The organism is Burkholderia sp. IO2 (genome assembly GCF_029522185.1).
Lineage (GTDB): Bacteria > Pseudomonadota > Gammaproteobacteria > Burkholderiales > Burkholderiaceae > Burkholderia > Burkholderia cenocepacia.
Genome location: NZ_JAKWFH010000102.1, coordinates 1 through 12,114, shown reverse-complemented (window position 1 = coordinate 12,114; position 12,114 = coordinate 1). Strand labels below are relative to the sequence as shown.

Below are 12,114 nucleotides of genomic sequence, written 5' to 3'. Positions count from 1 at the left end.
GCGCCTCGCGCCCGGCGGGCGGCCCGCGCTGCGCGTCGCGCCGCCGGGGCGCAGCCTCGCCGACCTCGCCGCCGATGCGGCGCTCGACCTGCGCGACCAGCTCGGCTCCGGCGCGCTGGCGCGCACGACGCACGTGATCGTCGCGAGTTGCGCGCTCAACGAAGGGATCGGCGACTCGGTCGTCGGCCGCATGCAGTACGAACTCGGGCTGCAGCGCGTGACGCCGTTCGCGCTCGGCCAGAACGGCACGCTCGGCTGGTATTCGGCGCTGATGCTGCTCGACGGGCTGCTCGACGAGGGCGACCAGGCGCTCGTGATCCTCAGCGACAAGTGGCTCTACCCGTTCTTCCGCCAGTTCGGCGACCTGGTCGGCTACGGCGACGCGGCCGCCGCATTGCTCGTATCGCGCGCCGGCCCCGCGCCGGAGCCGGCTGCGTGGGGCGGCGTGCGCGCCGTCGCGCTCGAATTCGGGCCGTCGGTCACGGATCCGTGGGCCGATGCGCCGGCCGCGCTGCGCGACACGCTCGCGCCGGTCGCGGCCCGAGCGATCCGCCGCGCGCTCGAGCAGGCGAACTTGCGCGCGAACCAGATCGACTGGTGCGTGCCGCCCGGCTTCGATCCCGGTTTCGCGGCGCGTGTGGCCGACGCCGCGTCGATTCCGGTCGCCGCGCGCATCCAGCACGACGGCACGGGCCATCTGTCGTCGGCCGAATCGGCCGCCGCGCTGATCCGGCTCGCGGGCGCGCTCGACGAAGGCGAGCGCCGCACGGTGCTCGTCTGGGACGCGGCGCTGCATGGCGGGGCCGCCGCCGCCGTGGTCGACCTGGCCGGCGGCCTCGACGCCGCGCTCGACATCGAAGGAGATGCATGATGAGCGCATACAAGGTGAGCCTGCGCGAGCTGCGCTTCTTTCTGTGGGAACTGTTCGAGGCCGACAAGCGGTTCCTGGCGGAGCACGGCCTGTACGGCACGCACGATCGTGCATCGATCGACGCGCTGCTCGAACGCGCGCGCGACTTCGCGCTCGACCTCGGCCGCAGCTATCAGCAGGCCGACGTCGAGGGCTGCACGCTGCTCGACGACGGCCAGGTCCGGATTCCGTCGCATTTCCACGCGCTGTGGGCGCGCTTTCGTGACGAATGGTCGAACACGCTGTTCGGCACCGCGCACGGGCTGCCGCCGATCGTCACGCAGATGATCTACGAGATGTTCATGGGCGCGAATCCGTCGTTCATGACCTACGGCGGCTTCACGCGCCCCGCGATCAAGCTGCTGCAGATGCATGGCACGCCGCACCAGAAGGCGCTGATCGCGCCGCTCGAAGCGTACCGCTGGGACGCGTGCTTCTGCGCGACCGAACCGCAGGCCGGCACCGACCTCACCGCCGTGGCGCTGCGCGCGACGCCGCTCGAACGCGACGTGTACGCGATCGACGGCGAGAAGGTCTACATCTCGGCCGGCATGCACGAGCTGACGGAGAACACGCTGTATTTCGTGCTCGGGCGCATCGATACCGCGTCGCCGGATTCGTTCTCGCTGTCGTGCCTCGTCGTGCCGCGCTTCTGGCCCGACGACGAAACCGGCGAGCTGCAGCCGAACCATGTCGACTGCATCGGCCTGCCGCGCAAGATGGGGCTGAAGGGCTGCGCGAACACGCATCTGGTATTCGGCGCGAACGGCACGACGAAAGGCTGGCTGCTCGGCGGCCGGCGCAACGTCGGCCTGCTGCAGCTGATGCCGCTGATGAACCAGGCGCGGATGAGCACCGGGATGTTCGGCGTCGGCGTCGCGTCGAGCGCGTACCTGCACGCGGTCGAGTATGCGGGCCGCCGGCTGCAGGGCCGGCCGATCGAGCGCGCGTCGAACACCAATGCCGCGCGCGTCGCGATCGTCGAGCACGCGGACGTGCAGCGCATGCTGGTCGACATGAAAAGCCGCGTCGACGGCTGCCGCGGCCTGCTTGGCAAGCTCGCGGCGACCGCGACGCGCGCGGCGATGCTCGAGGCGACGCCCGACGCCGACCCGGCGGAGATCGAACGCCATCGCAAGCTGCAACTGCTGCTGACGCCGATCTGCAAGGCGTTCATCTCCGACCAGGCGTGGCGCATCTGCGAAACGGCGATCCAGGTGCACGGCGGGCTCGGCTATACCGATGCGAGCCCCGTCGAGCAGAACGCGCGCGACGTGAAAATCCTGTCGATCTGGGAAGGCACGAACTACATCCAGGCGCAGGATCTCGTGCGCGACAAGCTCGGCTTCGGCCGTCATTCGCGGCTGATCCAGTACTACCGCGACGAACTCGACGCGTTCCTCGCGCAGCAGCATCACACCGCCACGCATGCGGAATTGCGGCCGCTGTTCGATGCGCTGCGCGCGGGCGCCGACCGCATCGCCACCGCGCTCGACGACATCGCGCGCGACGTGCAGGACGGCCACACGCATCGCAGCAGCCAGTTCTACACGCGCTTCCTGGAGATGTTCGGCGTGGTCACGTCGGCGTGGGTGCTGCTCGAATCGGCGACGATCGCCGCGCGCCGGCTCGATGCGCCGGAGACGGCCGATGCACCGGCCGAACTCGCGTTCTATCGCGGCAAGCTGAAAAGCGCGCGCTACTACTTCGCAAACGTGCTGCCCGTCGTCGACCAGCACGCGGCCGTGATCGCCGCGATGGCGCACGCGGCGATCAGCGTCAGCAGCGACGAACTCGCCGCGGTGGAATGACATGGATACGACACTCGACTCCAGCGTCCCCGCCGCGAAGACCGGCGATGCGCCGCGCAACCTGCTCGGCCGGCCGACGACGCGCCATCGCGGCACCGACATCGACGGCGCGACGCTCGACCCCGAAGCGCTCCGCGTGCGCGATCTCGACCTGAACGCGCTGATCGGCGCGACGACGTTCGAAGGCGCGCTCGCGCATCTGTGGTTCGACGTCGCGCCCGGCCGCGCGGACCACCGCACGCACGAGGCGACGATCGGTGCGCGGCTCGCGGCGTTCGCCGACGCGCTCGCGCCGGGCTCGGTCGCGCAGTCGATCGCAGCCGAGCTCGGTGCGGCCGGCGTCGCGCCGGTGTTCGCGGCCGCGTCCGGCCTGCTGCGCGGCCTCGACGACGTGACCGACCGCGTGCGCGGCCCGGCGCCGGACGATGCCGATCTCGACACGATGCTGCTGTGCGCGGCCGCCGCGCCGTTCCTGCTGCATGCGGCGATCGACGGGCGGCCGTTCGCCGCCGGCCCGCACGCCCGCGGCGGCACCGCGCTCGATGCAGCGCAGACGCACGCGCAACGCATGCTCGTGCTGACCGGCGCGACACGCCACGACTCGCCGGCACAAGCGGCGATGGACATGCTGCTCGTCGCGTGGCACGCCGGCTTCGGCTACATCACGCCGACCGTGCTCGCGCCGCGCGTCGCGATCGGCACCGGCGTCACGCTGACGCAGGCGATCGCGTCCGGCTTCCTCGCGAGCGGGCCGTCGCACGTCGGGGCGGCGCTCGAAGCGATGCAGTGGCTCACGACACTCGCGCGATCCATACCGGGCGGCGCCGGCGCGCCGGCCGCCGCGCTCGACGCGGCCGGCCGCGCGGCGATCGATGCGGCGCTCGACGCGAAACGCACGCTGTACGGCTTCGGCCATCCGCTGTTCGTCGCCGATCCGCGTCCGCCGCACATGCGCGGCCGGTTCGTCGCATGCGGCTTCGACGGCGGCTACGTGACGCTGTTCGACGCGTGCTGCGCACAGGCCGATGCGCGCCGCGCGCTGCGGCCGAACATCGATTTCCTGACCGCCGCGACGCTGCTCGAACTCGGTGTCGCCGCGCCGTCGTGGGGCGTCGGCGTCGGACTCGGCGCGCGCATCGCGGCGATGGCCGCGCATGCGGTGGAACGGCGCCGCCGCCCGGCGTTCGGCGTCAACAGCGCGACCGCGCGGCGGCTCCTGGCCGCCGTGCCGGTCGGCTGGCTGTGAACCCTCACCCTTTTCGCACAAGGAACGTCATGCTGCTCAAGAACCTGCGCCCGGCGAACGACTACGATCGCTTCGCCACCGAAACGCTCGAACCGTGGGACCTGCTGTTCATCAGCCGCATCCGCCAGCTGGCGCGCGGGATGACGGCCGGCACGATCGCCGACATCGGCACGGCCACCGGCGTCGTGCCGGTGCGGCTCGCGACCGATCCGGCGATGCGCGGCTGGCGCTACGTCGGCATCGACCTCGATCCGGCGATGCTCGACGAAGGCCGCCCGCGCATCCACGAACTCGGGCTCGACGACACGATCGAGATGCGCGTCGGCGACGCGCTCGCGCTGCCGTTCGACGACGGCACGCTGACGATGGCGGTCGGCCGCGCGACGCTGCATCACCTGCCGAACAAGGCGCTCAGCCTGACCGAGATGTACCGCGTGCTGGCGCCGGGCGGCATCGCGCTCGTGCACGACATGCGCCGCGACGCGCCGCAGCACCTGCTCGACCGCTTCACCGCGATGCGCGCGGCCGCCGACTATCCGCCGACCCACGTCGAGGAAAAGATCACGCTCGACGAAGCACATGCGCTCGTCGCCGAGGCCGGTCTGGCCGAAGTTGCGTCGATCTACAGCCCGAGCATGGGGCTCGGCGCGCTCGGCTTCGAAATCCTGCTGAAGAAACCGGCGCTGGCCTGAGCGATGACCGATCTTGCCTTCCTCGCCGCGCATGCCGCCGCGCGCCTCGGCGCCGACGACGTGCACTGCGCGGCGGTCGCGCCCGGCGCGACGCTGCCGCTGTGCGTGACGCCGCGCAGCGCCGAACTCGCGACGTCGCCGGAGATGTTCGTCGCCTGGTACCGCTCGCGGCTCGACACGATCGACACGCTGCTCGACGCATGCGGCGCGCTGCTGTGGCGCGGCTTCGCGGTGCCCGACACCGCCGCGTTCGGCCGCCTCGGCGCGCTGTATCCGCCGCACGCGAACGGCTACACGGCCGGCGCCGCGCCGCGCCGGCAGATCGACGGCCAGGTCTACGAGTCGACCCGCATGCCGCCGCCGTTCAGGATCGGGCTGCATCAGGAAATGGCCTACATGCCCGCGTTTCCGCGCCTCGTCGCGTTCTACTGCCGGCTGCCGGCGGAAGCCGGCGGCGAGACGCCGATCTGCGACATGCGGCGCGTGACCGCGCGCGTGCCGGCCGCGCTGCGCGAACGATTCGCCGAACGCGGCGTGATGTACCTGCGCAATTTCGCGGCGCCGGGCGACCGCGTGGACAGTCTCGCCGCGAACCCGAACCTGCCGTTCGCCGCGTACCACCGGCCGTGGGACGACGCATTCGGGACGACCGAGCGCGACGAAGTCGAGCGGCTGTGCGCGGAACGCGGCGTCGGCTGCCGCTGGCTCGACGACGGCAGCGTGACCGTGTCGCACGTCGGCAGCGCGCTGCGCACGCATCCGCGTACCGGCGAGACGGTGTGGTTCAACCAGGCGAGCGCGCAGCACCCGAACCCGCGCTCGATGGGCGAGCTCAGCTATCGCTACCTGCAGCGCATGTACGGCGCGCGCGCCGCGTTCCCGTACGAGATCCGCTACGGCGACGGCGCGCCGATGCCGTTCGACGATCTGGTGGCGATCTACGACGCGCTCGACGACGAGGAATTCGCGTTCCCGTGGCAGGCCGGCGACGTGCTCGTCGTCGACAACATGCTGGTCGCGCACGGCCGCAACCCGTACCGGGGCGCGCGCGACACGCAGGTCATGCTGTTCGACTGAGGATGCCGACGATGAGCGTTTCGTTTCTTGCGTCCGTGCGCGCGATGTTCGGCCCGTCCCCCGCGTTCGATCGACCGCAGCGCGCGGGCACGCCGCCGCGGCCCGACGCGCATGCGCCGGGCGCGGCGCTCGGCGCGCGCGCGATCGACGTCGCGGCCGGCGATTTCCGCTTGTCCGCGCGCCACGTGCGCTTCCGGCTCGGCGCGATCACCGCGATCGTCGGGCCGAACGGCTCGGGCAAGACCACACTGCTCGAAACGCTGCTCGGCTTCCGGCGCGGCGGCAGCGACGTGCGCGTGCTCGACGTGCCGGCCGAACGCTTCATGCGCGATTCGCGGTCGCTACAGCGGCTCGGCGCGCAATTGCAGAAGGTCGAGTATCCCGATCATCTGCGTGTATCCGAGATCGTCGCGCTGCACCGCGCGATGTACGCACACACCGATGCGGCGATCGCCGACGCGCTCGGCGTCGCCGAACTGCTCGACAAGCCGTGCCGCGCGCTGTCGAAGGGGCAGCGCCAGCGCGTCGACCTGTACGTCGCGCTCGCGCACCGGCCCGAGCTGGCCGTGCTCGACGAGCCGTTCACGGGCCTCGACCGCCGCTATGCGGGCGTCGTGATCGATCTGCTGCGCCACCGCGCAAGCGGCACGAGCGTCGCGATGATCTGCCATTCCGAGGAAGAACTGAGCGTGGTCGACGATCTCGTCTGGGTGCGCGACGGCGGCGTGCGCTACCAGGGCGACCGGGACACGCTGCGCGCCGAGCTCGTCGGCGACGCGCGCGCGGTGCTGCATTGCCGCGACGAAGCCGATGCGCGCGCGCTGCGCAAGCGGCTCGCGGCGCTGCCCGGCGTGACCGGCGTGCGCGTGTCGGCCGCGCACGTGGTCGAGGCGTTCGGCGACGCGACGCTGCATCCGAACGTGCACCGGATCGTCGGCGAACGCGGCATCCAGCATCTGGCGCTCGCGCCGAGCACGCCGGGCGACCTGCTGCGCCTGTGCACCGAGGGCCCGACCCATGACTAAGGTGTTCCTGATCCTCGTGCGCAACGAGTTGCTCGGCTATCTGCGCAGCCGCTCGTCGCTATTCTGGACGCTCGTGTTCCCGGTGTTTCTGCTGAGCGTGATGCTGTTCGCGTTCGGCGGCTCGGGCTCGCTCGGCACGGCCGACATCGCGTTCGACGTGCCCGGCGGCGCAACGCCGTACAGCCGCGCATGCGAAGCGCAGATCGTCGCCAGCCTGTCGCACAGCGACACGGTGAAGGCGACCTTCGGCGGCCGCGGCGCGCCGGCCGATCGCGTGACCGTCGTGCTCGGCGCCGACGAGCGCACGCCGGCGACGATCCGCTACGACTTCAACGGCCCGCTCGCGGTGAAGGCCGCATCGCGGGTCGTCGAGATCGCGCTTGCGCGCTGCGCCGCGCAGCGGCTCGGGCTGCCGGCCGCACAGGCGCGCTTCGAGAATGCCGCGCCGACGCGCCGGCCGTTCGACTACGGCGCGTTCTTCGCGACCGGCATCCTCGTGATGGCGTTCATGGCGATCGGCCTCAATTCGACGACCACCGCGATCGCCGCGCTGCGCGAGCGCAATACGTTCAAGCTGTACGTGTGCTTTCCGGTGTCGCGCGGCGTGTTCCTCGCCGCGCTGATCGTCGCGCGGATGGCGATGATGGCGCTGTCGGCGCTCGTGCTGCTGACGGTCGCGCGCGTCGCGTTCGGCATCGCGCTGCCGATCGCGACGCCGGACGGGCTGCGCGCGTTGCCGATCGTGCTGCTCGGCGCGGCGATGGTGCTGAGCATCGGCGTGCTGCTGGCGAGCCGCGCCCGCTCGCTCGCCGCGGCCGAACTCGCATGCAACGTCACCTACTACCCGCTGCTGTTCTTCAGCGACCTGACGATCCCGATGCACGACGCGCCCGCGTGGCTGAAGGCCGGGCTCGCGTTCCTGCCGACCAACCAGTTCGCAGTCGCGCTGCGCGGCGCGCTGGTCGACGGCGCGCCGTACGCGCAGCTCGCGCCGCAACTGCTCGGCATGACCGCGTGCACCGCGCTGTTCCTGTTCGCCGCCGTGCGGCTGTTCCGCTGGCACGACGCTTGACGCGTCGCCCCGCTGTTTCGACGAAGGAGAATCATCGATGAAATCGAACCATCCCATAACCGGCTACCTGCTGCACGCGAGCAATTTCCTGCCGGCGATCGTGTTCCTGTTCTACGGCCGGCTCGGCCCCGAGCAGCCGGACCTGCGCTGGACCCACGCGTTCCTGATCGGCGGCGTGCTCGCGCTCGTGCACGGCGCGTGGCTGATGCGCCGCGCGGAACGCAACAGCATCGCGCTCGGCGTCGACCTGTTCCTCGTGATCGGTGCGGTGCTCGCGCTCGTCTCGCCGACAGGTAGCCGTCTGTGGGGCGAGGAACTCGGGCCGGCCGCGATGCTCGTCTGCGTGCTGGTGGTCGGCATCGTGCATACCGCGTGGTCGGACGGCGGCTTCGTCGACGGCACGTTCGTCGACCATGCGCGCGCGCGTTCGCTGTCGCTCGTGCTGCTCGCCGTCACCGTCGTCGCGCTCGCGGTGTCGATCACGATGCGCCACAGCCCGCTGTGGGGCGGCGTCGTGCCGCTGATCGCGCTGGTCGTCGTGCGCGGCCGGCTGCGCAAGCAGCTCGCGCGGGCAAGCTGACGATGAACGCGCTGCCCGCACACGCAGCCCACGCCGCGCAGCGGCACGCGCTCGCCGCGGCACTCGGCGACGGCTGGCTCGACGGCGCGGCCTGCGAGCCGTATGCGACCGACGTCGCGCGATACGGCGGCGTGCCGCTCGGCGTCGCGCGGCCGGCGTCGACCGCCGACGTGCGCGCGCTCGTCCGCGTCGCCGTCGCGCACCGGATCGTGCTCGTCGCCCAGGGCGCGCGCACCGGGCTCGTCGGCGCCGCCGTGCCCGATCGCAGCGGCACGCAATGCGTGGTGTCGTTCGAGCGGATGCGCGCCGTTCGCGGGTTCGATCCTTCGAATCGCAGCATCACCGTCGACGCCGGCATGCGGCTGTCCGACATCAATCGCATGGCGGGCGAAGCCGGGCTCTGCGTGCCGATCGATCTCGGCAGCGATCCGGCGGCCGGCGGCCTCGTCGGCGCGAACGCGGGCGGCAGCCGCCTGATCAAGTACGGCGACGTGCGCCGTCACGTGCTCGGCATCGAAGTGGTGCTTGCGGATGAAGCCGGCACCGTGATCGACGCGCTCGCGCCGCTGCGCAAGCGCAACGCGGGCTTCGACGTCGCGCAGTGTTTCATCGGCGCGAATGGCGCGAACGGGCTCGTGACGGCCGTGTCGTTCGCGCTCGCGCCGCTCGAGCGGTCGTCGTGCGCGGCGTTCGTCGCGTTCGCGTCGTACGACGCGGCGCTCGCCGGCCTGCTCGCATTCGAACGCGCGTTCGGCGAGATGCTGTCGGCGTTCGAATTCATGTCGGCGGCGGCGGTCGGTTGCGTCGCCGCCGCGTTTCCCGCGTTGCGCGCGCCGTTCGACGCGAGCGCTGCCGCGTGCTACGCGCTCGTCGAGATCGCGACCGGCATGCCGGGGCTCGATGCGCTGCTCGAGGAACGCACGGTCGCGACGCTCGACGCGCTCGCAAGCGAACGGCGGGTGCTCGACGCGGCGTGTGCGCCGGCGGAACGGTTCTGGCGGATTCGCGACGCATTGCCGGTCGCGGTCGCGCAGGACGGCGTGCCGCTGTCGTTCGACGTGTCGTTCCCGCGCGGCGCGCTGGCCGGATTCGTCGCCGACGCCGAGCAATGGCTCGCCGCCGCGCATCCGGCGCTGCGCTGCCATGCGTTCGGGCATTTCGGCGACGGCGGCTGCCATCTCGTCGTATCGATTCCGCATACCGAAGCAGAACGCTACGGGCCGCTGCAGCAGGTGGCGTTGCGCGGCGCGCTGTACGACCGCGTCGTGCGCGCGGGCGGCTGCTTCAGCGCGGAACATGGCGTCGGGCCGGTCAATATCGCGTACTACCGCAAGCACGTGCCGGCCGCGCACCGGCAACTCGCCGGCGCCGTCCAGCATGCGATCGATCCGCTCGGGCTGGTCGGGCGGGTCCGTTACTGATGCGCCGCTTCACGGCGCCACGGAGATTTCGCATGATGTTTCGACACCCGCCCGGCCCGGGCACGCCTTCCGAACCCGACGCCGATCCTTCGTCCTCGGGCATCCCGGCCACGCTGCCCGACTCGGGCGTGGTGGTCAACGTGCGGGGCGTCGCCTGCGTGATCCCGTTGCCGCCGCGCGACCATGCGCGCCCGGCGCTGTGGCGCGAACTGGCGGACTGGCGCGACGAACGGTCGATCGCTCGCGACCTCGAACCGGATGGACGGCAGGATTGAGCAGCCGGCTCGCGACGGCCCGGCAAGCGCGCCGCGCATGCAACCGCGGCGCCGGACCACCTCGGTCGTCCGGCGCCGCGACGGGCGAAACGCGCAACGCGCAACGCAATCAGAACACCGCGTGCCCGCTGATCAGGCTCGGCAGCCACGTCGAGAAGAACGGCATGTACGTGACGATGTTGATCGCGCTGAAGATCGCAAGGTAGTACGGCCACGCCATTTTCGTGGTCTCGCCGATCGATACGTTGCCGATCGCGCAGCCGACGAACTGCACCGACCCGATCGGCGGATGCACGAGGCCGAGCGAGCAGTTCAGCAGCAGCATGATCCCGAACTGCACCGGGCCGACGCCGCACGCCATCGCGATCGGCAGGAACAGCGGCGTCGTGATCAGGATGTGCGCGGCCATGTCGACGAACGTGCCGAGGAACACCTGGATGATGTTGATGTACAGCAGCATCAGCCACGGCGCGGCGGTCGACTGCTTCAGCAGCCCTTCGATCGCATCCGGGATCTCCAGGTACGACATCTGGAAGCGCAGCATGTTGGACACCGCGATCAGCAGCAGCACGACGCCCGTCGTGCGCGCCGCATGCGACAGCGCGCGGCGCAGCTTCTCGGCCGTCAGCGTCCGGTAGACCACCGCGGTTAACACGAGCGAGTACACGACGGCGATCGCGGCCGCCTCGGTCGCGGTGGCGATGCCCTTCGCGACGCACACGAGGATGATCGCGATCACCATCAGCCCGGGCACCGCGCCGACGAAGCTGCGCAGCACCGCATACCAGCCGGGAAACCGCGGCAGCGCGGACGAGCCGTCCTCGCGGCGCGGATAGCCGTGACGCACGGCCTGCCAGTACGCGGCGGCGAGCACGAAGCCCATCACCCACAACACCGGCAGGAGGCCCGAGAACAGCAGGTCGCCGATCGACACGCCGCTCACCGGCTGGCCGTGCAGCATCCCGGTGATGCCCTGCGCGGCGAACGCGTAGATGATCATGTTGGTCGACGTCGGCATCAGCGCGCCGGCGAGCGACGCGTGCGTGGTCACGTTGACCGCGTACGCGGCGCTGTAGCCTTCGCGCTTCATCAGCGGAATCACCACGCCGCCCATCGCCGACGTATCGGCGGTCGGCGAGCCCGACACGCCGCCGAACAGCGTGCATGCGACGACGTTCGCCATCCCGAGGCCGCCGCGGAAGTGGCCGACGGTCGCCTGCGCGAAGCGCAGGATCCGGTCCGCGATGCCGCCGTGCAGCATCAGTTCGCCGGAAAAGATGAAGAACGGCACCGCGAGGAACGAGAACGCGTTCATCCCCGAGATCATCGCCTGCATCGCGGTCGCGATCGGCAGGCCTTCGACCAGGTAGGTGAGCACGCACGCAATGCCGAGCGCGAACGACACGGGCACGCCGAGCACGAGGAAGATCAGAAAACTGACGGACAGGATCGCGAGTTCCATGGCGTTATTGTCCCGACGAAGTACGACGAAGCGCGAGCAGGTGCTCGAGCGAGAAGAAGATGATCGCAACCGCCGCGGGCATCGTGATCAGGTAGCGCACGCCTTCGGGCAGCCCGATGATCGGGATGCGGTCGCCCATCGTCTCGGCGGCCATGCTGCCGCAGCCGATCATGATCATGATCGCGAACGCGATCAGGCTCAGGTGCTGGATCGCGATGACGACCGTGCGCGCCTTCGGCGACAGCCGGCGCACCAGCGAATCGAGGCCGATATGGCCGCCGTCGCGCACCTTCATCGCCGCGCCGAACATCGCGATCACGATCACGAGCAACAGCGCGATCGGCTCGACGAAATCCGGCGCATTCTCGAACACGTAGCGCATCACGACCGCATAGAACACCAGCACCGTGAGTACCGCGAGGCATGCTGAAGCGATTCCCGCCAGCACGCGGAACAGCACGTCGTTCACGCAGCGCAGCAGCGGCGCGGCGTGCGGCCGCGCCGGCGCCGCGCCGTCGGGGGCGGCGGCCGACGCGCCCGCGG

At 71.0% G+C, this 12,114-nt stretch carries 12 protein-coding genes; 10 read left to right on the top strand and 2 right to left on the bottom strand.

The annotated features are described in order from the left end of the window. From MMB92_RS34155 to MMB92_RS34110, 10 genes are all read left to right on the top strand, one after another. The coding region (locus tag MMB92_RS34155; protein WP_277563238.1) for a hypothetical protein at window positions 1-871 on the top strand (871 nt) is incomplete at its 5' end. Continuing rightward, window positions 871-2,721 (top strand): acyl-CoA dehydrogenase, encoded by a 1,851-nt coding sequence (locus MMB92_RS34150; RefSeq protein ID WP_062911501.1) that lies wholly within the window; start codon window positions 871-873, stop codon window positions 2,719-2,721. The genes MMB92_RS34155 and MMB92_RS34150, both read left to right, overlap by 1 nt. A gap of 1 nt (window position 2,722) precedes the next feature. Then, window positions 2,723-3,967 (top strand): citrate/2-methylcitrate synthase, encoded by a 1,245-nt coding sequence (locus MMB92_RS34145; RefSeq protein WP_277563237.1) that lies wholly within the window; start codon window positions 2,723-2,725, stop codon window positions 3,965-3,967. Between the two features lie 29 nt (window positions 3,968-3,996). Beyond that, entirely contained in the window at window positions 3,997-4,659 is a 663-nt protein-coding gene (locus tag MMB92_RS34140; RefSeq protein WP_006498002.1) for a class I SAM-dependent methyltransferase, read from the top strand. A 3-nt stretch (window positions 4,660-4,662) separates the two neighbouring features. Continuing rightward, the gene (locus MMB92_RS34135; protein ID WP_034203955.1) at window positions 4,663-5,736 is read left to right on the top strand and encodes a TauD/TfdA family dioxygenase; all 1,074 of its coding nucleotides are present in this window, start codon (window positions 4,663-4,665) and stop codon (window positions 5,734-5,736) included. A gap of 11 nt (window positions 5,737-5,747) precedes the next feature. Then, on the top strand, window positions 5,748-6,761 hold the full coding sequence (locus tag MMB92_RS34130) for an ATP-binding cassette domain-containing protein (RefSeq protein WP_006498000.1): 1,014 nt from the start codon (window positions 5,748-5,750) through the stop codon (window positions 6,759-6,761). Continuing rightward, complete coding sequence (locus MMB92_RS34125) at window positions 6,754-7,833, top strand: ABC transporter permease (RefSeq protein WP_006497999.1); 1,080 nt, start codon at window positions 6,754-6,756, stop codon at window positions 7,831-7,833. Before MMB92_RS34130 ends, MMB92_RS34125 begins: the two co-directional genes overlap by 8 nt. A gap of 37 nt (window positions 7,834-7,870) precedes the next feature. Further along, on the top strand, window positions 7,871-8,413 hold the full coding sequence (locus MMB92_RS34120) for a hypothetical protein (protein WP_006491295.1): 543 nt from the start codon (window positions 7,871-7,873) through the stop codon (window positions 8,411-8,413). Between the two features lie 2 nt (window positions 8,414-8,415). Then, entirely contained in the window at window positions 8,416-9,834 is a 1,419-nt protein-coding gene (locus tag MMB92_RS34115; RefSeq protein ID WP_277563236.1) for an FAD-binding oxidoreductase, read from the top strand. 32 nt (window positions 9,835-9,866) lie between these two features. Continuing rightward, entirely contained in the window at window positions 9,867-10,109 is a 243-nt protein-coding gene (locus MMB92_RS34110) for a hypothetical protein (RefSeq protein ID WP_006482540.1), read from the top strand. Between the two features lie 109 nt (window positions 10,110-10,218). Here MMB92_RS34110 and MMB92_RS34105 read toward each other — a convergent pair whose 3' ends face one another. Together MMB92_RS34105 and MMB92_RS34100 are read right to left on the bottom strand one after the other, a co-directional pair. Continuing rightward, window positions 10,219-11,571, bottom strand: a complete 1,353-nt coding sequence (locus MMB92_RS34105; RefSeq protein ID WP_006482542.1) for a TRAP transporter large permease — start codon at window positions 11,569-11,571, stop codon at window positions 10,219-10,221. A 4-nt stretch (window positions 11,572-11,575) separates the two neighbouring features. After that, window positions 11,576-12,114: TRAP transporter small permease (locus MMB92_RS34100; protein WP_277563235.1), on the bottom strand; the 539-nt coding region annotated here is incomplete at its 5' end.